The 20382-nt window shown below is 37.5% G+C and carries 16 protein-coding genes and 1 tRNA gene; 11 read left to right on the top strand and 6 right to left on the bottom strand.

The annotated features are described in order from the left end of the window. The first annotated feature begins 243 nt into the window (after window positions 1-243). Window positions 244-1146, top strand: coding sequence for a metallophosphoesterase family protein (locus J7R13_RS02485; RefSeq protein WP_208437329.1), 903 nt, complete (start codon window positions 244-246; stop codon window positions 1144-1146). Window positions 1147-1376: 230 nt separating this feature from the next. Here the strand turns inward: J7R13_RS02485 and J7R13_RS02480 are convergent, their stop codons facing one another. Then, window positions 1377-2285: a cation diffusion facilitator family transporter gene (locus J7R13_RS02480; protein WP_208437328.1), complete on the bottom strand. Its 909-nt coding sequence runs from the start codon at window positions 2283-2285 to the stop codon at window positions 1377-1379. A gap of 725 nt (window positions 2286-3010) precedes the next feature. Here J7R13_RS02480 and J7R13_RS02475 point away from each other — a divergent pair. Then, window positions 3011-3826: a TrmH family RNA methyltransferase gene (locus J7R13_RS02475; RefSeq protein WP_208437327.1), complete on the top strand. Its 816-nt coding sequence runs from the start codon at window positions 3011-3013 to the stop codon at window positions 3824-3826. 71 nt (window positions 3827-3897) lie between these two features. Here J7R13_RS02475 and mnmA read toward each other — a convergent pair whose 3' ends face one another. Next, a complete protein-coding gene (gene mnmA / locus J7R13_RS02470; RefSeq protein WP_208437326.1) occupies window positions 3898-5106 on the bottom strand; it encodes a tRNA 2-thiouridine(34) synthase MnmA in 1209 nt (402 codons plus the stop codon). 366 nt (window positions 5107-5472) lie between these two features. On the opposite strand from mnmA, the gene sciP reads away from it, so the two are divergent. After that, a complete protein-coding gene (sciP, locus tag J7R13_RS02465; RefSeq protein WP_208437325.1) occupies window positions 5473-5748 on the top strand; it encodes a CtrA inhibitor SciP in 276 nt (91 codons plus the stop codon). A gap of 134 nt (window positions 5749-5882) precedes the next feature. On the opposite strand, the gene J7R13_RS02460 is transcribed toward sciP, so the two are convergent. Next, entirely contained in the window at window positions 5883-6269 is a 387-nt protein-coding gene (locus J7R13_RS02460) for a flagellar export protein FliJ (protein WP_208437324.1), read from the bottom strand. A 566-nt stretch (window positions 6270-6835) separates the two neighbouring features. Between J7R13_RS02460 and ctrA the strand changes: the two genes are divergently transcribed. Beyond that, complete coding sequence (gene ctrA, locus J7R13_RS02455; RefSeq protein WP_208437323.1) at window positions 6836-7537, top strand: response regulator transcription factor CtrA; 702 nt, start codon at window positions 6836-6838, stop codon at window positions 7535-7537. A 206-nt stretch (window positions 7538-7743) separates the two neighbouring features. Here the strand turns inward: ctrA and chpT are convergent, their stop codons facing one another. Then, window positions 7744-8382, bottom strand: a complete 639-nt coding sequence (gene chpT / locus J7R13_RS02450; protein ID WP_208437322.1) for a histidine phosphotransferase ChpT — start codon at window positions 8380-8382, stop codon at window positions 7744-7746. Between the two features lie 219 nt (window positions 8383-8601). Here chpT and J7R13_RS02445 point away from each other — a divergent pair, with 219 nt between their 5' ends. Continuing rightward, window positions 8602-9198: a DUF1134 domain-containing protein gene (locus J7R13_RS02445; protein ID WP_208437321.1), complete on the top strand. Its 597-nt coding sequence runs from the start codon at window positions 8602-8604 to the stop codon at window positions 9196-9198. Window positions 9199-9224: 26 nt separating this feature from the next. Then, window positions 9225-9866, top strand: a complete 642-nt coding sequence (locus J7R13_RS02440; RefSeq protein WP_208437320.1) for a hypothetical protein — start codon at window positions 9225-9227, stop codon at window positions 9864-9866. 146 nt (window positions 9867-10012) lie between these two features. Here J7R13_RS02440 and J7R13_RS02435 read toward each other — a convergent pair whose 3' ends face one another. Continuing rightward, complete coding sequence (locus J7R13_RS02435; RefSeq protein WP_208437319.1) at window positions 10013-11131, bottom strand: DegT/DnrJ/EryC1/StrS family aminotransferase; 1119 nt, start codon at window positions 11129-11131, stop codon at window positions 10013-10015. Between the two features lie 48 nt (window positions 11132-11179). Next, entirely contained in the window at window positions 11180-12136 is a 957-nt protein-coding gene (locus J7R13_RS02430; protein WP_208437318.1) for a Gfo/Idh/MocA family protein, read from the bottom strand. A 170-nt stretch (window positions 12137-12306) separates the two neighbouring features. On the opposite strand from J7R13_RS02430, the gene J7R13_RS02425 reads away from it, so the two are divergent. From J7R13_RS02425 to J7R13_RS02410, 5 genes are all read left to right on the top strand, one after another. Further along, window positions 12307-12383: transfer RNA gene (locus J7R13_RS02425), tRNA-Met, on the top strand. A gap of 489 nt (window positions 12384-12872) precedes the next feature. Then, entirely contained in the window at window positions 12873-16205 is a 3333-nt protein-coding gene (locus J7R13_RS02420) for an autotransporter outer membrane beta-barrel domain-containing protein (protein ID WP_208437317.1), read from the top strand. A 462-nt stretch (window positions 16206-16667) separates the two neighbouring features. Then, entirely contained in the window at window positions 16668-19763 is a 3096-nt protein-coding gene (locus tag J7R13_RS02415) for a right-handed parallel beta-helix repeat-containing protein (protein ID WP_208437316.1), read from the top strand. A 52-nt stretch (window positions 19764-19815) separates the two neighbouring features. Next, a complete protein-coding gene (locus tag J7R13_RS09830) occupies window positions 19816-19941 on the top strand; it encodes a hypothetical protein (protein WP_281432488.1) in 126 nt (41 codons plus the stop codon). A 14-nt stretch (window positions 19942-19955) separates the two neighbouring features. Further along, a complete protein-coding gene (locus J7R13_RS02410; RefSeq protein ID WP_208437315.1) occupies window positions 19956-20237 on the top strand; it encodes an autotransporter outer membrane beta-barrel domain-containing protein in 282 nt (93 codons plus the stop codon). Window positions 20238-20382: the final 145 nt, after the last annotated feature.

Below are 20382 nucleotides of genomic sequence, written 5' to 3'. Positions count from 1 at the left end.
GAATTTATGCAGCAATCTAAAAATGCAATGCATCCTACAAAAAAATATACACCGATGAGTTAAATAATAACGCAGAGTATCATACTCCCTTTTTATCATCCAAAAACCAATGAAGCATAAATTCTCCAAAGGTTTTTCTTACAGTCACAACAAACTATTTTTTTATTTCACAATCCTCTCTTTCCTCCCAAAAGCACTGGGTTGTTTTATAATTTTTTTATTGCCTAAATCGTTTTCAACGTTATGCTAACGCTTATGTTTTATCTTGCTCATATATCGGATGTGCATCTTTCACCTTTGCCGCAACCTTCCCTATTTGAACTTTTTGGCAAACGCCTTACTGGCTATCTTAATTGGCAAAGAAAACGTAAGAGCCAAATGGCAACCAATGTCCTAGAATCTTTAATGGATACCTTAAACAAGACAAATCCTGATCATCTTGTAATCTCTGGTGATCTTGTCAATCTTGCTCTCGACAAAGAATTTGAACAAGCACATAATTGGTTGCTTAACCAAGGACAGCCTCAAAATATTTCTTTAACATTTGGCAATCATGACGCCTATGTCCGTGGAGCATTTCTGAAAGCCTGTACTCTCTTTCAACCTTGGATCTCAAGTGATCCCCCTCAAAAACCTTCCCTTCCCTTTCCTTATATGCGCATTCGCAAGAATATTGCCATTATAGGCGCTTGCTCAGCCATCGCTACACCACCTTTTCAAGCTTTTGGTTATTTTGGTAAAATGCAAGCGAAAGCTTTATCACAACTTTTAAACGAAGCAGCAGCACGCGATCTGTTTCGTGTCGTCATGATACATCATCCTCCCTTTCATCATGCAACCTCTTGGCATAAAAAATTATGGGGCATCGAGCGTTTTCTAGATGTTATAAAACATCATGGCTGTGAACTTGTTCTTCACGGTCATACCCATTTACCCACACTAAAGGTCATTGAAGGAACAATAGGAAAAATTCCTATTGTTGGTGTTGCTTCCGCATCACAGGCTTTTGGTGACAAAAAACCACCCGCAGGTTTCAATTTATTTTCCATTGAGCGCTTTCACCATCGCTGGAACTGTCAGCTGCAACGCTATAATCTTATCAATCAAAAAAATGAAATAGCGTGTACTGAAATAATTAATCTTTAAACAATCTATAAGAATAGCCCAAAAGTTGTAAAAACAAGCAAAAAACGAAAATATCTTTTAATTCATATTCCTTTAAATAATAATTTTGCCTCTTCTTCACCCTAAAAGAAGAAAGTTTTTAACCATCTCTGATTACAGATTAGTTCCTCTCGAGTGTGTATCATCAAGCTTTATATCACTATCCTAAAAAACAATGTTTACGCTTCTACAGATAATTGGGGAAAATCTTTTTATATAAAAGGAACCACCGTCGTGCCCAAGGGTAACTTAGCTTCATTTTCAGGCTCAACATGAATAGAAATACGCACATTATCAAACTCTTTTTGAAGAACCCCTTCAATTTTATCGCAAATCTGATGTGCTTCTCCTACCGACATTGCAGCTGGAACAACCAAATGAAACTCTATAAAAGTAACTCTACCAGCAACACGCGTAAGCAAATCATGGACTTCAAGTGCACCATGCGCATTTGCAGAAATAAGCTCCCGAATGCGCATATTTTCATTCAATTCAACTCCAACATCCATTAACCCTTGAACCGCACTCCTAATCACCTTCCAGCCTTGTAAAAGAATATTAACCCCAACAATTATCGCTAAAATCGGGTCCAAGACACTCCATCCACCCACAAAACCAGCAACCAAACCAATTAAAATGGCAAGTGACGTAAAAACATCTGTCATGAAATGCATTCCATCAGCTTTAAGAGCTGGTGATCGATGAATTTTCCCCTGCCGCATCAGAACCCAGCCCCACATGTAATTTATAACACTTGCAACAAGATGAATAACGAGCCATATTCCAGGCTTCTGCAATAATTTAACGGTTGAAAGAGCCATCCATGCTTCTCTTAAAATAATAATTGCCGCAATAATGATCAGGATTCCTTCAAGAATTGCAGAAAAGTATTCCGCCTTATGATGTCCAAAAGGATGATCATGATCCGCAGGCTTCAGACTGATTTTAACAGCCCACCACGCTGCTAATGCAGCAAGTATATTTACGATCGATTCTAAAGCATCAGAATAAAGTGCAACGGAATCAGTAATGTAATATGCCCAATATTTCAAAGCAAAAACGATACAAGCAACGAAAATAGAGTATAAGGTTAAGCTTTGTATATTGATTTTTACATCCATAACCACACCCTTTTCTTCAGGTTATAAGAAATAACACTTTTAACCATATACCCTATGATATTTTTGACATATCGCCAATATTTCTCCAATATCACAGAAATTTCATAATACAATCAATGACTCTCACAGCGCACCATTGTTATTATAACAACTGCTCTCTACTTATACTCAGTATAATACAATGAATAGGAGTAACACGGATATGATTCAAACCAACAGCTCTTAAGAGAAATCACTTGTTATTTTTTCTCAAATGCATCACTCTCAAACATCATCATTCAATCTTTTTTATAATCATAAAGCCATTCAACAAATTAATATAATTGCGCACAGCGTAAAAAGATCGCTTAACATTCTGTTGCAACCTTACACTTCAACTCTATCAAAAAATATGACTGCTAAAACAACTTAAAAACTATTTTCAGCGACGAAAAAAGGATACCCCAAAAAAGAATCTGGGCATTGGGGACCCAGATTCTTTTCCCTTAGGAATTAAGGGTATGCAGAGCTCAGGAAATAGCGGGGACCTAAAACCCTGCACCCGATGCGAAAACAAAATACATTGTACCGCCCTCGGTATTTTCTATGTATACTAATGGTTGTGTTATGTCAACATAAATTCTACTTTAGGTTTAAAATAATGTTGTTTTTCGTCTTAACTCTTCAAAAATAAAGCAAATATTTAACATCTGGCAATTTAGAAAAAAGAACATTAAAAGCTCCATATGTATTTGAACATCACCACAATCTACGAAACTGATGATCCACGTTTGAGAGACTATCACAATATCCGTGAAAAAGATCTTGTTGGACGGCAACATCAATTTATTGCTGAAGGCAAAGTAACATTGTCGGCATTGCTGCATTCAAAAGAATTTTCTGCTCTCTCTCTGCTTATTGTGACAGAACGTCTTCCTGGACTTATGCCCCTTTTAAGAGAAACACAGCCAACATGCCCCATTTATTGCGTTCCACAAAAAGTCATGGATAATATTGCTGGATTCCATGTTCATCGTGGTGTGCTCGGTATCGGTAAACGCAAAACGCTACTATCATTACAAAATTTTTTACAAGATCTTCCAGAAAAAGCCTTGATTCTAGTTTTATGTGGCATCTCTAATCACGATAATATGGGTGCTATTTTTCGTAATGCAGCTGCCTTTGCCAGTAATGGCATTATCGTTGACAAAACCTCATGCGATCCACTTTACCGCAAATCAATCAGAGTTTCTGCTGGTGCAACTCTCAAGATACCCTATACACAAGGCGCCGATATTAATAACATTATAACAGCTTTACACGATGTAGACTTTCATCTTTATGCGCTTTCTCCCTCTAGCCCATGCACTCTAAAACAAGCAAAAATAACAAAAAGGACAGCCCTTATTTTGGGAACAGAAGGGGATGGCTTACCAAGCCATGTACTACAAAAATCAGACACCTTACGTATTCCAATGGCTCATGGCTTCGACAGCCTCAATGTAGCCACAGCATCAGGTATTGCCCTCGCCCATTTTAGCGATTCTTATAAACTCTATTAAAGATTGATAATATTTTAATTTATAAAAAATATCCGATGAAGATACCACTTTTATTTATAAGAAACGGTTGTTTAAATTTTGGAAGAAACAGTAGCTTTTGTTTCCAGATTACACAAAACGCGCTTCAACATCACTTCAGCACCGGCATCACGTTCTGAATGAGTAACAAAACCACCTCCAAGAACACGTGCTCCATCACCATTTCCATCATAAAGAACACAAGCTTGCCCTGGCGCCACACCGTTTTCACGTTCCAACAATTCAACGGAAAAAATACCGTCCTGATAATATACGCGAGCAAGATGGGGCGGACGTGTTGAACGAACTTTTACAGCTACCTCAATACCATCAGAAGGGAAATTATCTAATTGCTCATCACCAAGCCAATTTACGTCACGCAAAAAAAGCTTATGTGTTTCCAGCATTTCACGTGGTCCAACAATAACACGCGCATTTTCTACATCGAGATAAATCACATAAAGCGCTTCACCCGTTGCAACACCAATACCACGACGCTGACCAACAGTATAATTAACAATTCCCGAATGTTTTCCTAAAATCTGTCCATCAATATGCACAATAACCCCAGGATTAGCTGCTTCTGGACGTAATTTTGTGATAACATCAGAATATTTTCCTTGCGGAACAAAACAAATATCTTGGCTGTCATGCTTATTGGCAACAACAAAACCCATTTCTGCTGCTATTTCACGAACACGTGCTTTCGGAAGATCACCAAGTGGAAAACGCAGATAATCAATCTGCTCTTGTGTCGTTGCAAAAAGAAAATAACTCTGATCGCGATCAGCATCGAGAGGACGAAAGAGCGCCCGATGTACTCCATGGGGACGCGAGCGAATATAATGCCCTGTTGCCAAAGCATCTGCCCCCAACTCACGCGCAGTTGCTAATAAATCAGCAAACTTGACAGTTTGATTGCAGGCCACGCAAGGTATGGGCGTTTCTCCATGTGCATAACTTTCTGCAAAAGGATTAATCACAGCTTCGCGAAATCGCTCTTCATAATCAAGAACATAGTAAGGTATCCCCAGTGTCTCCGCTACGCGACGCGCATCTTCGATATCTTGCCCAGCACAACACGACCCCACCCGATGTGTTGCAGCACCATGATCATAAAGTTGCAACGTAATGCCAATGACATCATATCCCTCCTTTTTTAAGAGACCTGCAACAACCGATGAATCAACTCCCCCCGACATTGCTACAACAATGCGAGAATTCTCAGGTGATCCTGGCAAATCAAGACTATTCAAAAACATGTATTCATTCTCTATTTAATAGACACCCGTTCGTTAATGCCCTTATACGTGCTAGTTCATTGCTTTTTATGCTATTCATTGTCCTTTTATATTGTTTTTTTATCCTTTCCACAACCAATAGCATCATTTCCTTAAAAGCGGCTGCAAACAAAAAAGAGTGATAGAAATAAGGCACAATGCAAATCCTTTTTGCTCTTTTTAAAAAATCAGACAAAAATATTGCAAAATATTATTCTATGCACTTTGTTTTGCATCATATTTTACGCGCTTACCCATTTTGTTAATTTTTTTTCAACGCGTTTAGCTCTTTTTTAAATTTCAAGTTTTACAAACGAATCGAGTCCTTGACTAAAGGTAGAGGATATAATGACTACTTTGATAAAAACACAAATGAAATATGTTATTGGGCCAGATGGAGGCCCACTGACAATGGCCGATCTACCGCCAAAAACAACACGGCGTTGGGTAATCCGTCGCAAAGCTGAAGTTGTTGCGGCTGTCAGAGGTGGATTATTAAGTCTTGATGAAGCGTGTCAACGCTATACTTTAACCGTAGAAGAATTTCTTTCATGGCAAAGTTTGATCGATGAACACGGTTTAGCTGGATTACGAACCACCAGAATTCAACATTACAGGCATTAATTGCCATTGGTAATGATCTGATAAAGGCTTAAAAATATTTTTAAAACAGCCAAACTCAATAAGAGTTTGGCTGTTTTTTTATCTTTTCAGAACATAAACATCTTAACGTATTGATTTCCAAATAAAAACTTTTATCATCCAGTCATTGAGTTAGATTGAATTAAAACACAATCATCATCGACTTTTGCCTTCTTTTCCCGCATCTCCAAAAGCTGTGCGCGTTGCAACTCTGTCTTGACTTCATGGAGAGCAATTTCAGCATTTGTTTTTTGAAGCTGCAAATCACGAATCGAATTTATAAGATTATCACGCCTCTGCCGCGCTGCACGAGCAAAAGCAGAATAAGCAAAATGGTGAACATCATTATTTCCAGATTTACGTTCTTCATTAATAATTTGTGCTTCCAATTCTAACACCATTTGCTCAAACTCTGCGATCATCATCTCAAGCTGTGCAATTTCGCGATGCTTCCCACGCATTTGAAACATCCTCAATTGCACCATACTTTCCCGTGGCTTCATACTCTCTACTCCTTGATTGCGCCAACCCAAAATTCGCATCCACACTCTTACATATACTTTTAATTACACCTTTTCTGGCGAAAACGGTGCATTTCTTAACTTAAAATTATAATTGTTTCCCTTCCTTAAAACAGCTCAAACACAGTCTGCCTTTAGAGAGAAATAACCATTTCTTTACTTTTCACCCCCATTGTAGAATGAAGAGGCTTAAAGCTCAGTAAATAAACACTGAAATTGTGAAAAAGTAATTTAAAATAACCTGTTATAATTTTTTTAAGTCAAAGTTATTGGAAAAAGCACTTCACTTTTTTATTACGTTAAAAAATATGCGATTTTTCTAAAATAATTTTATAACCTCTTTCAAAAATAAAAATATTTTGTTAACCACTATAATAGATAGTGGGGAATTCAGTGGTGATTTGTTGCGCGTACTACTGAAATATTCATAGACACTTTTATTGTAAGTGTTTGATTTTATGAATTGTTTTTTATAAACAGTGGTTTTACCAACTGTTGTAAATAAAAATGCTCCTTTTGATTCGGAGGAGCAAAGTGAGGGATCTAAAATGCGCGTATTACTAATTGAAGATGATAAAGCAATGACTCAAAGCATTGAGTTAATGTTAAAATCAGCAAACTTTAATGTCTATATCACTGATCTAGGTGAAGAAGGCGTCGATTTAGGTAAGCTTTATGATTATGATATTATTTTGCTTGATCTGAATCTCCCTGATATGTCAGGATATGATGTTTTGCGGACCCTAAGATTAGCAAAAATAAAAACCCCTGTTCTCATCCTTTCCGGCATGAATGCCATTGAAGACAAGGTACGTGGTTTTGGCTTTGGTGCAGATGATTATATGACAAAGCCCTTCCATAAGGATGAGCTCATTGCACGTATTCATGCAGTTGTTCGTCGCTCTAAAGGGCATGCGCAATCGGTTATTGTTACCGGCGATCTTACCGTTAACCTCGACGCAAAAACAGTCGAAGTTGCTGGACGCCCCGTTCATTTAACTGGTAAAGAGTATCAAATGCTAGAGCTTCTCTCTCTGCGTAAAGGCACTACTCTTACCAAAGAAATGTTTCTCAATCATCTCTACGGTGGCATGGATGAACCAGAACTTAAAATTATCGATGTCTTTATCTGTAAACTACGGAAAAAGCTGGAAGCAGTCTCTTCTCATGTAAATTACATTGATACAGTTTGGGGACGTGGTTATGTGTTACGTGATCCAGTTGAAGAGAACGCACTTAAAACCGCTTAAACAATGAAATGCACATTGTAAAATCTCGGAGTGTAGCGGGCCGAGATTTTTTTTCTGTTGCAATCAAAGGCTCGCACACGAAAATCTCTCGTGTAGAGGGAGTGTTACTTAAAAAATCCTATTCCCATTTACAGATACTATTTTGTCGTTCACGGAATATAATTTAAGCCATTTTTCCCAACACGGCTTAGACGACTCTAACTTATTCAAAACTTCTTTACACTTTCCAAAATAATACAACTATCAGTTTTATCGATGTTTATTTTCATCTCTGTCATCTCAGCAAGTAACACTGTGTAATAAAATTGGATAACATGAGCGTCAATCAGTTCTTCTTGAATGTTTCCATTATATAACGCAATAAAATGAGAAGGAATACGCAAAATTTTACCATAAATCTCAAATCGAAAAGAACGTTTATCTTCATCCTGTAGAAGCATAACAAGGATTTCTCCCCCACGAGAAACTGTTGCATTTGCAATTAATAACAAATTAAGCAAAAGTTTAACTTCATTTTTTGGTAAAAGGAGAGAAGGAGATTGCCATTTTAAAATTGCTTTTTCTTCCTTCATATATTGTTGCGCAACCTGCTCAGCAGAGCGTGTATCTATTTGTTCCCCACTTGCTCCTGCAAAACCAAAGGCCAATCGTGCAAATTGTAGACGCGCAGAAGCACTGGCAACGGACCAACGCACCAACTGCAAAGCATCCTCTTCAGCTCCTCCTTCATCATAGAGCTCCATCGCATTCTGGATAGCACCAACAGGTGAAATCAAATCATGGCAAATACGACTACAAAGCAAAGCAGCAAAATCCATAGGCTTTAAAGAAACAGCTAACGTCATAATTATTGAGAACTCCCAGAATTTAAAAAATAAGCCTTATTTTAAAGAAATAACTCTTAATATCCAGTGCATATACATAGGAAAGTTTTGCAATTACACTAATTTTTTTCAGAAATAAATTCAGGAATTTAAATAATCTCACATTCTCTTTTTTATTTGAATAGAATAAAAATTCTAATATTATCTTTTTGTTTGTAATTAATAAAAGGAAAAAACTCTATGGCTCTTCTTCTTCTAACACGCAGGTACAAAAGTATTGTATCTTTTATCTTCCTTTTATTTGTAATCATAAACACTGCAAATGCTCAACTTCGACCGATAGAACAAAACCAGCCCCATTATTCGCTACAAGAAATTATCGATTCTGGTCATACTTTTTTTGGAAAAACTGCTAGCGGTATGGCAGTAGCAATTCAAAATATCTTTTCACGGTATGGTTATCCAAATGCCTATATTTTAGGAGAAGAAGCTTCCGGTGCTTTTTTTGCTGGATTAACTTATGGTGAAGGAACACTTTTCACCAAGAGCTACGGTCAGCATAAAGTTTTTTGGCAAGGACCCTCTGTGGGATGGGATTTTGGCGGACAAGGTTCTCGTTTAATGATCTTAGTTTACGATCTTAATAATACAAATAATTTATGGGGACGCTATGGCGGTATTGCAGGTTCGGCCTATTTAATTGCAGGTGTTGGTTTTCATGTCCTTAAACACAAAAATACTTTATTAGTTCCAATACGCACCGGAATTGGCGCACGTCTCGGTATCAATATAGGATATTTAAAATTAACACCCAAACCAACATGGAATCCATTTTAAACGGAATCTTACTGAAAAGGAAATTTATGCTTATCCAATCGTTTCTTTTTTTTATTCTTGGAGTAGCCTTTACTTCCTGGTTACTGGTGCTTTTTGCCCCTCTCATTTGGAGAAAAGCTGTTCATTTCGCGCATAAATTTACATCTACGCAAATGCCGTTATCATACGCTAAAATACAAGCAAACTATGACTTTCTCTGTGCACAACACGCTGTAGAACTAGTGCACAACGAACAAAAATACGACTCTTTGCAAAAAAAATATGCCCAACAGAAAATACAACTGAGCCAAGTAACAGAGCAGCTTTATCGATTATGTCTCGCCCCACAAGACATTTCTTCTTCCTCTAAAGAAGCTATTTGGTACAAACAAAGTGCTTTCGCAACAAACACTTTCATAATGGAAATCAAAACTATGCGTGAAAAAATAGCACGTTATCAGCAACGTTTACAAAAAATTCAAACTAATGATTCTAACACCAAGATTCATCTTCAACTCCTAGATGAACTGCGTGAAGAAACAAAAGAGTTAGCAGCAACATTAGCTGCTCAAATAGCACTACAAGAGGGGGAAACATCTCCTATCAACACATTAATCCAAGATTCCAAAAGCAAAGACGACCTCGCATCGCGTATTCGCAAGAAGATAACCTGCACTAAAAAAACATAAGACATGCCTTTAACATTGAACTCTTCTCTTTATAGTAGAGTCTCCGATTTTGAGTTTGTTTTTCATGACAAACCAAAAATACCTTCTAGGAAATACAACCAATATAAAGCCTATTCTTCAAAAGCTAAAAGAAGAAAAACATTCTCTCAAGAATGATAAAAATCTCTTATTCGCTGAATAATTATATCCTGATCATTTTGCGTCAAATATGGATGCATCGGTAAACTTAAAACACAGTTTCCTAAAGACTCAGAAACGAAAAGGGAATCTTTTACATAAGAAAAGTGTTTATAAGCCTGCTGTTGGTGTAATGGAGTCTTGTAATAAACCATTGTAGGAATAGAATTTTTCTGTAAATAGTCCTTTAATTTATCACGCTCTTGCACCTTAAGAGTATATTGTGCGTAGGCACAACGAACATTTTCTCCTACTTCTGGAACTGTGACAATATCTTTTAGACCATTGGAATAATATTGAGCAATTGCAACACGTTTTTCCATTTCATCTTCAAAGATAACAAACTTTTCCAGCAAAATTGCAGCCTGAATGGTATCTAGACGCGAATTCATACCGATACGCACATTGTCATATTGCGTTTCACCTTTACCATGAAAGAGAATAGAGCGTAAAAGTGCTGCCAAATTATCATTATTGGTCATCATAGCACCTCCATCACCATAACACCCCAATGGTTTTGCAGGGTAAAAACTTGTCGCGGCAACATCCCCAAAAGCCCCGCACATAATATTACCGCTTCTTCCTCCCATTGATTGCGCAGCATCTTCAATAACAAAAAGGTTTTCCTTTGCCGCCACGCTAGCAATTTGTGCATAATCAGCAGGAAGCCCAAACAAATCAACAGCAATAATTGCTTTTGGTTTAAGGCGTCCCTCTTTTTTAATCATTTCAATCGCTTCACAAAGTTTTTCAACATCAATATTGAATGTATTAGGCAAAACATCAACAAAAACAGGTTCAGCTCCCACCAACGCAACCACTTCAGCAGTTGCACAAAACGTGAAGCTAGGACAAAAAACAGCATCCCCTGGACCAATATTTTGAGCCATAAGAGGCATCTTCAACGCATCAGTCCCATTGGCACAGGAAATCACATGCTTAACGCCAAGATACTCTGCCAACCGCTCTTCAAACTCTGTTACTTTTGGCCCCAAAATATACTTACCACTGGTGACCACATGTGCAATTGCAGAATTAATTTTGTCTTCAATACGCGCTCGCTGCGCTCCAAGGTCGATGAATTGCATATTAACTCCATTGGTCATCATAATAATGCAAAAGTACTACTATCTCTTTTATCGATGATAATTGATACTAGCAGCAGTTAAAATCCGTAAAACAGCAATAGCATCATCGCCATTTGTGCGAGGCGATTGACGCGTTTCAATACAATGAAGAAAATGCTGCAATTCGCAAGTAAGCGGCAAATCTTCACAAACATCAATGTAATTCAACTCATCCGTGCTAAAGACCCATTCTTGATTCTCTTTCCAAACGGCAAAACGGTGTAATGCCAATTTACGATTCCATGGTTCCATATCATTAAAAACGAGCATAGCCTTTGTACCAACAACAGTTAAACGCCTTTCACGATAGGGGCTCAAGCGTGAAGTAAAAAGATGACTCCGTATACCATTTGGAAAAGACATATGAATATGAGAAAAATCGGAACACTGATCAATAACAGCAGCTCCCTCACCTCGAATTTCCGAAGGTTCACATCCTGTCAAAGCCAAAATCATTGAGAGATCATGAGGAGCAAGATCCCATAAAGCGTCACTGTGTGTATGAAATTTTCCAAAGCCTAACCGATGAGAATAAATATAATGCACATCCCCCAATTCTCCCTTTTCCACCAATTCGCACATTTTTTCAAAAACAGGATGAAACCGTAAAATATGGCCCACCATAAAAATCCGTTCATATTGGTTCGCAGCCTGTACTTGACGTTCAGCATCAGCGACATTTAAAGCAATGGGTTTTTCAACCAATACATCTTTACCATTTTTAACAGCACGTATAACATTTTCTGTATGAAACTGTGGAGGCAACGCGAGCACCAGCGCATCAATACCATTATGAGTAAAAAGATCATCAGACGCAACAACATCCACGCCATACATATTTGCAAAACTTGCAGCACGATCAACATCAACATCAGAAACTGCTACCAAAGCTCCAAGACTCCAGAGCGTTCGTATATGATTTCCACCCCAATGACCGCACCCTAAGACCGCTACACGTGGCACCATTTTATGCCTTACCTTAATTAATTATACGAAAAATTATACTTTATTCATTTCATATCGGGGATGAAATAGAATGACAAGAGAAAAGCTTAAAAACGATGCTTGACATCTCACTATTCTACCTCTTATATCCGCAGAAGATGAGATGATTTGATAATAGTCTTTGTCATTGTGGCGGAGTAGCTCAGTAGGTTAGAGCAGAGGAATCATAATCCTTGTGTCGGGGGTTCAAATCCCTCCTTCGCTACCATTTTATTTTTCATAGTGTTTTTAGAAAATTTCATTATAGTTTATCGGTATAGGCTTGGCGCGCGGTTTTGTATATTTTGACACTAGATTTTGTACCAATTTATTTTTTTTCAAAGGGTTTTAAACAAGTAAGTTATCTTTTTTACAAGCTTCTTCTACACCCTATTCTGTTTCCTCATAACCCCAATTTGCATCATCTAATAATCTCTACCATCACTTAAAAGATGTCATGGTGCCACTATATCAGTATCTCAAAATATTTCTCTGAATAATAATATTCAAAATTATAATACTTTAAATAAAATCAATTATAAATACATTGTGTATTAGACATAATTCATATCAATTATTTTTTAATTTTGACAAAAAAACAGAAATGTCTTACCAAATAAAAACAATTACCGAATTTAAAAACAATTATCCATTTTTACTTCTTCTTATGAAGTTCGCGGGGAAATGAATTTTTGGGGCTCTCATAAGGAGAATACTAGTGTATAAAACATCCTTTTTATCATGCACGGTTGCAGCCGCTATCGTCCTATTCAACATCCAGTTCAGTGCACATGCTGAAACCCTCGAAGTTTCTGATGGAAAAACAATACCAGTATCCGATAAAACCTATGAAACTATTCACGCAAAAGACGGTGGAAAAATCATTGGCAAGAATTTAACGATAAACCACCCAGTCCATTACGATGTATACGCTGTAACAGCTGAAGGTGTTAACAGTGTAATTGAATTACAGGATAGTAAAATTATCCCAAAACTTGATTCTGAGATTTCCCGCGGTCTTGAAGCCAAAGACGGAGCTACAATCAAAATGATTGGAGGTTCCATTGCAGCTGCCTCTGTTGGCGCTTCTTTTAATAACACGAATAGCAGCGAAAACATGCTAAAAGACGTGGTGATATCAGACTTAGATAAAGATGGACTGCAATTACTCTCAGGAATAGTTACCAAGGGAAGCACGCTCACCTTAAAAAATGTAACTGTTATGCATGCATCGAACGCTCTAAAGGCAGATGATCACTCGACAATAACAGTCTCTGGAGGATCATTTGATGGAGAACTTGATGGAATATATGTTTCAAATGGCAGCACGGTTACTATCGAAAACAGGACTGAGATTACATCATCCAGTGGTTATGGACTATATGCTGAAGGTTCAAAATCAAAAATCACAATGACAGGAGGAACAGTAAGCGGATCTGCAGGTACATTATTTGCCGAAAACGGCGGACATATTAATGTCACTGGTGTTACTATAACATCGACAGATGGCACCGGAGACGGCGCACACGCCGGTGGCTTTGGAAGCATAATTGAATTACATAATACAACGATTAAAGATGTTTCAACGGGGCTTTTTACACAACCAAACGGCACGATCAAGATGACTGGAGGTTCTATTACGGCTTCTATAATAGGCGCTTCTTTTTTTAATAACAGTAAGAGCGCTGAGAACAAGCTAGAAAATGTGAAAATATCAAGTGGTAAAGACGATGACCAACAACTTTTCGGAGTAGTAGCCACTCATGACAGCAACCTTACTTTGAAAAACACAACAGTTACTCAAGCCAATATAGGCATAGCCTCCGCTTTTAATTCTCAAATAAACGTATCAGGGGGAGAATTTAATGTAAAAACCTCAGGGGTATCTACTGAGAGTGGCAGCACCATTATCATAAAAGACAATGCTCAAATTAACGCATCTGATGGCAGTGGACTTCATGCAAGCGGTCCACAATCCCAAATCACAATGACAGACGGAACAGTGTTTGGGAAAAAAGCTGCATTGTATACAGAAAACGGCGGGCATATTGATGTGACAAATGTTTCTGCAACGGCACAAATCGGTGGTTTGCAGATCATGTCTCTCTCTTACACGGATCCCGATAATCCCCAAAAACGTAAAAGCAGTGAAATCAATTTGGTCAATACAAAACTTCATGTTGAAAATGGTGCTGGAATTCTTATTGGAGCTTTCACTGACAACGATATTGAAAATAATGCAGATTTGGCAATCGGTACAGTAAATCTCAAAAATTCAGAAATCCATGCCAATGTTTTACTAGGAAACGGCATTTATTGGAAAGATAGCGAGTTTTGGGACCAGGTAGGTTCAAAAGCGATCTCCAACGGTACCTTCACATTAAACGCAGATCATTCCACTTTAGAGGGCAGAGCGAATATTGCTAAAGACAGAAATGTACACTTTGATCTGAAAAACGATACAACATGGACGTTGAAAATCAGCAAAAACGAAAAAGATGATGATGGCAATCTCCTTGATATCGCTCAAAGATCTCGTTCTGATATTTCCACGCTTAATCTCGATAACAGCTCCATTGTTTTTGATAAACCAACAGAAGAGCATTACCAAATATTGCATATAGGTTCTGGTAAACCAGACACAAAAGCAGTCTACAACGCAACGGGTGATGCAAAGATTTACTTTAACGCAAAATGGAGTGATGGTGCTGCAATAAATGACCAAAAAACCGATAGACTTTTGATCCATGGGGATGTCTCTGGCAACACATCAGTTTATGTCACGGGGCGCTTAGAAAATGACAATGTCAAAGCAAATACCTCTGCTGCTGCCAATATCCGTGGTCTTTCACTTATTCAAGTTTCTGGAAAAGCAGAAGAAAGCTCTTTCAAACTTGTAAATGGCTATACTACAAGAGGTGGTTTACCAGATATGTATACACTACGTGCCTATGGACCAGACTCAAGCCAAGGCAAAGCCAATATTACGCAAAACCTGTTTGATGAAAAGAACCAAAATTTCTGGGATTTCCGTTTGCAACCAGAACTTCTTGGAAATGGTTCTGGCTCTGGTTCTGGTCCAAGTGTGATCGCTCCTGTACCACAAACAGCAAGCTATTTGGTCATGCCAAATGCTCTCTTCTACAGTGGATTAACCGATATGGCTAAACAAAACGCGCTTTTAGCCAATATCAGAGCATCCGTCTTAGGAAAAGAAGAGGAAAAACAAACTGGTTTCTTCCTCTACACTTACGGGAGCACAGGAACCTTATCTTCTGAACGCGGACCTCTCAAATATAGTTATAGCGCTGATATTCGCTATGCTGCTCTTCAAGCCGGTGTCACATTAGCAGCAATTGAAGGGCAAAGTACCACGACACATTTCGGTCTTGTAGGCACCTATGGGCGACTATCTTTCACTCCAAAAGAGATGGATGATGTAAGTAAGAGCACATTGGATAAATGGTCGCTAACAGCTTATGGCAGCGTGCAGCATGACAGTGGTTTCTATATGGATACACTGCTATCCTATGGAATTCTAAAAGGAGATATCGGCAATGCCATCAGAGGAAATACCGCAAAATTGAAAAATGCCAAAATGTTGAGTATCTCCACCACTGTTGGCAAAGAATTTGCAACCAGAATGGAAGGTTTAACCTTCGAACCACAAGCACAAATTGCTTATCAACATTTGATGTTTAACACCATTGAAGATGCTGATAATTTTACTGTTGATATGCACAATCCTTCTCAATGGTTGATCCGCGTTGGCGGACGTTTGACAAAAACCATTTCCACTGAAAACAGCCGTCCTATGTCTTTCTATGGAAAAGTAAACTTGATCAAAACCTTTGGTGATGATGGCACTATCCAGATTGGCAGAAACTTTGACCTTGATCCTATGGGGACTGCAATTGAAGGCGGCATTGGCATTAATGCGCAACTGTCTCATAATTTCTCCCTTCATGGTGATGTAAGCTATCAACAAAAGCTTCAGAAAAATGGTATCTCTGGTGCAAGTTTTTCAGGCGGAATACGCTATCAGTTTTAAGAAAAGACTGTAAAAATAGCCTATCATTCTATTTAATTTAACAAGAATACTCAGCAAATTCATGCGACACATTCAAGAAGAATGCTACGCTTAGTAAGAACACATCAAGCAGTATTTTTTATCTTAAACAGAAAACGCGTTTTAAATCCAAAATGAGGAAACTTTTTTCATTTTTGCTTATTGCTCCCAACTGCGCTTTCCTTCCCCTTTTTCCTTAATGCGGAAAAAATTGTAACCGATATTACGCAATTTCAACAAAAATCTACATAAGCTAAATAAAGAATTATTATTTACAATACATTTAAATTGAATGTAAATTATATTATCATATACTTTAATTTGACAGATAATAATAAACAAAATAGGCTGGATCAGTTATTTTATTGAAAACCATCTATTTTCACTTCTTCTTATGAAGTCAGCGGGAAAATGAATGTTGGGGGCTTTAAAAGGAGTGGACTGATGCCTAAAAAATTTCTTCTATCCTGCACAGCGATTGTGGCAGTTGTACTGTCTAGTATCCATCTTAATGCACAAGCTAAAAATCTTGAAATTTCAAAAAGTAAAAAAGAAGTTTCCAACGAAACCTATGAAATTATTCACGCAAAAAAAGGTGGCCAAATTATCGGCAAGCATTTAACGATAATTGGAAACAAAAAAACAAACACAAATACGCGCGCTGTAACAGCTGAAGGTTCTAACACTGCGATTGAATTACTAGACGGCACAACCATTAAAGGAACTGGTTCTAGCATTTTCTTCGGTCTTGAAGCAAAAAATGGCGCTACACTGAAAATGACCGGAGGAACCATTACAGTCTCCAAAACTGGTGCTAAGTTCTTGAATAGTAAGAATGCCGAAAACAAGCTAAAAGATATAACAATATCAAGTGGCAAAGGCAAAGCACCACTAACTTTTGCAATATTTGCAGACAAAGACAGTGAAGTCACTTTAGAAAATGTAACCGTTATGCAAGCAGAAAACGGCATAACTGCAAATAATCATTCTAAAGTAACGGTTTCTGGAGGATCATTTGAGGGGAAAAACGTAGGGGCATACGCTGGAAACGGCAGCAACATTACTTTAACCAGCAATAAAAAAGGTAACGTTCAAGTTATATCAACATCATCGAATAGCAAAGGACTCTACACAAATGGTTCACATTCTACCATCACAATGACCGGAGGAACAGTAACCGGAGAATTAGCGTTGGTCGCAGAAAACGGTGGACATATTAAGGTCACTGATGTTGCTCTAACAACAAATGAACATGGAGGCAAGGTCACTGATGTTCCTACAATAGGAGCAGGAGTCAATAGCGCTAATAGTATGATTGAATTATATGGCAATACAACGATTAAGAATGCTGCTGTTGGGCTTGTAGCAAGTAACGGTGGCGTAATTAAAATGATAGGGGGAACCATTACGGCTTCTGCAACTGGTGTTGGCTTCGTGAACAGTAAGAACACCGAAAATAAACTAGAAAATGTAATAATATCAACCGGTAAAGAGAAAAATTCAGGCAAAGGAATACTTCTAGAGAAAGAAAGTGGACTCACTTTAAAAAATGTAAAAGTAACTCAAACAGGCAATAGCGTAATTGCAAATAATCGTTCTAACATAACAATCTCTGGAGGATCATTTGATTCAAGCTATGCAACAATATGTGCTCAAAACGGCAGCAGCATTACCTTAACAGACAATGTTCAAATTACATCACATGATGAAGCAGGTCTCTATGCACGAAACTCAAAATCTACGATTACAATGACAACAGGAAGCGTGACAGGAAAATTTACAGCCTTAGAAGCAGACATAGGTGGCCATATTACGGTTACAAATGTTGCTTTAAAATCAACTAATAATAGTGGTGATATAGCTACTGGTGCAGCTGCCTCTGGCCCTAACAGTGTGGTTGAATTGCTGGGAAATACAACAATCAGTGACGTTAAAACCGGAATTGATGCGCAAAACGATAGCACAATCAAAATGATCGGAGGAACCATTACTAGTTCCGAAGCTGGTGTTCACTTGTTAAAAAATAAGAGCAATAACAAACTGAAAGATGTAACGATATTAAGTAGTAAGGGCAATACACTACTAAATGCAATCATTGCAAGAAAAAGTGCCATTACTTTAGAAAATGTAACCATTCCGCAAGCAATCAATAGTATAGTTTCAAGTGATAATTCTCAAATAACAGTTTCTGGAGGATCATTTAACGCAAAAAGCGCAGCAATATCTGCTATAAATGGTAGTATCATTACTTTAACTGACAATGCTCAAATTACATCATCTGATAACAGTGGGCTCTATGCAAAAGACTCAAAATCTACCATCACCATAACGGGAGGAATCATAAAGGGTAAAACTACCGCATTAAATACAGAAAACGGTGGGCATATTAAAGCCACGAATGTCACTCTAACAACGGCAGATAGCAACGGATCTGGTGCAAAAAGCCAAGATGTTGGCAGTTTAGTTGAATTATATGGCAATACAACGATTAAGAATGCTGTAGTCGGTCTTTATGCACAAAATAGCGGAATGATTAAAATGATCGGAGGAACAGTTATTGCCGAAAATAGTGCATTTGTTGTAGATAATAATGGATATATTGATGTGACAGATGTTTCTGCCACAGCAGAAGATAGAGGTATAGCATTTGCAAAATCTAAGAACAATAAAACGTCAGAAATCAATTTAATCAATACAAAACTTCACATTAAAAACGGTACAGGAATTAATGCAAATGAATCAATTGGTAAAGCCAATCTCAAAAATTCAGAAATCCGTGCCAATATTTTACTAGTAACCAAAGATTCAGCTAAAAAAAATAATTTTATTCTTACATTAAACGCTGATCATTCCATATTAGAAGGCAGCGTAAATACTGAAAAAAAATTCAAAACAATCTTTGATTTGCAAAATCATACGAAATGGATATTAAAAACAAGCACAAATGCAAAAAGTCAAAATGAAAAATCACTTGATATTGCTCAAAGAGCACGCTCTGATATTTCTGTCCTTAACATCAATGACAGCTCTATTGTTTTTGAAGAGCCAACAGAAGATTATTATCACACGTTGCACATAGGATCTGGCAGACCAAATACTAAAAAAGTCTACAAGGCTACAGGAAAAGCAGAAATTCATTTCAACGTCGAATGGAGTGATAGCTCTGCCATAAACAAACAAAAAGCTGACCACCTTCTGATTCACGGTGATGTTTCAGGTACTACATTGATTTATGTCACTGAACATTTAAAAAAGAACAATATTAAAGTAAATACTTCTACTCCCAGCAATATACATGGTTTTTCACTGATTAAAGTCTTCGGAAAAGCAAGTCAGAATTCTTTTAAACTCGCAAATAGCTATATCACAATAAGTGGTTCACCTTATAAATATATACTGAAAGCTTATAAACCAACGTCAAACCATAGTAAAACAAATACTAAACAAAACCTTTTAGGAGAAAATAAAAATTTTTGGGATTTTCGCTTACAACCAGTACTGCTTGATAGCGACTCAACGGTAAAAACCATCGTGCCATAAATACAAGTATTTTGTAATGTCCAATGCTCTCTTGTACATTGGATTAACCGATATGGCTAAGCAGAATGCACTGTTAGCCAATGTGAGAACAGTTGTCTTAGAAAAAGAACAAGACAAACAGAATAGCTTCTTCTTATACACCTATGGAAGGACAGGAACCTTATTTTCTGATAAGTAGTGCTCCTCGTAAATATGGTTATAGCAGCGCTAAGCCTCAATCCTCGCTACGCTGCTCTACAAGGAGTTATTAACTTTGCCGCGCTAGAAAGTGCAAAATACTACAACACATTTTGTCTTATAGAAATCTACGGACAGCTCTCTTCTACTACAAAGAATATGCAAGACACAAGTAAGAGCACATTGAATAAAATGGCCACTTCACTCACAGCCTATAGCAGTATACAGCATGATAGCGGTTTCTATCTTGATACTCTTTTATCCTACGAAAGTTTTAAAAAAACTGGTATATCCTGAGTAATTTTTTCAGGCGAAATAGCCATCAGTTTCAAGACAAAACTCTAACAACAAGTGTATCGTTATTTGTACAGTTTATCAAAAAAGGCAGTACGCTATACTACCTTTCTTATTTATAAAATATGTTTTTCTTTCCAAAAATCTC

Origin of the sequence: Bartonella taylorii 8TBB (genome assembly GCF_902825155.1) — a bacterium.
GTDB classification, from domain to species: domain Bacteria; phylum Pseudomonadota; class Alphaproteobacteria; order Rhizobiales; family Rhizobiaceae; genus Bartonella; species Bartonella taylorii_A.
Note: the sequence above shows the minus strand (reverse complement) of the source record. Positions and strands in the feature narration are given on the sequence as shown.

Bases quoted from the DNA above. Each gene is read 5' to 3' on its own strand.
- J7R13_RS02415 (WP_208437316.1), top strand. From the start codon at position 16,668: ATGCCTAAAAAATTTCTTCTATCCTGCACAGCGATTGTGGCAGTTGTA.
- J7R13_RS02475 (WP_208437327.1), top strand. From the start codon at position 3,011: ATGTATTTGAACATCACCACAATCTACGAAACTGATGATCCACGTTTG.
- chpT (WP_208437322.1), bottom strand. From the start codon at position 8,382: ATGACGTTAGCTGTTTCTTTAAAGCCTATGGATTTTGCTGCTTTGCTT.
- mnmA (WP_208437326.1), bottom strand. From the start codon at position 5,106: ATGTTTTTGAATAGTCTTGATTTGCCAGGATCACCTGAGAATTCTCGC.
- J7R13_RS02435 (WP_208437319.1), bottom strand. From the start codon at position 11,131: ATGCAATTCATCGACCTTGGAGCGCAGCGAGCGCGTATTGAAGACAAA.
- J7R13_RS02430 (WP_208437318.1), bottom strand. From the start codon at position 12,136: ATGGTGCCACGTGTAGCGGTCTTAGGGTGCGGTCATTGGGGTGGAAAT.
- ctrA (WP_208437323.1), top strand. From the start codon at position 6,836: ATGCGCGTATTACTAATTGAAGATGATAAAGCAATGACTCAAAGCATT.
- J7R13_RS02480 (WP_208437328.1), bottom strand. From the start codon at position 2,285: ATGGATGTAAAAATCAATATACAAAGCTTAACCTTATACTCTATTTTC.
- sciP (WP_208437325.1), top strand. From the start codon at position 5,473: ATGACTACTTTGATAAAAACACAAATGAAATATGTTATTGGGCCAGAT.
- J7R13_RS02445 (WP_208437321.1), top strand. From the start codon at position 8,602: ATGGCTCTTCTTCTTCTAACACGCAGGTACAAAAGTATTGTATCTTTT.
- J7R13_RS02485 (WP_208437329.1), top strand. From the start codon at position 244: ATGCTAACGCTTATGTTTTATCTTGCTCATATATCGGATGTGCATCTT.
- J7R13_RS02410 (WP_208437315.1), top strand. From the start codon at position 19,956: ATGGTTATAGCAGCGCTAAGCCTCAATCCTCGCTACGCTGCTCTACAA.
- J7R13_RS02460 (WP_208437324.1), bottom strand. From the start codon at position 6,269: ATGAAGCCACGGGAAAGTATGGTGCAATTGAGGATGTTTCAAATGCGT.
- J7R13_RS09830 (WP_281432488.1), top strand. From the start codon at position 19,816: ATGGCTAAGCAGAATGCACTGTTAGCCAATGTGAGAACAGTTGTCTTA.
- J7R13_RS02440 (WP_208437320.1), top strand. From the start codon at position 9,225: ATGCTTATCCAATCGTTTCTTTTTTTTATTCTTGGAGTAGCCTTTACT.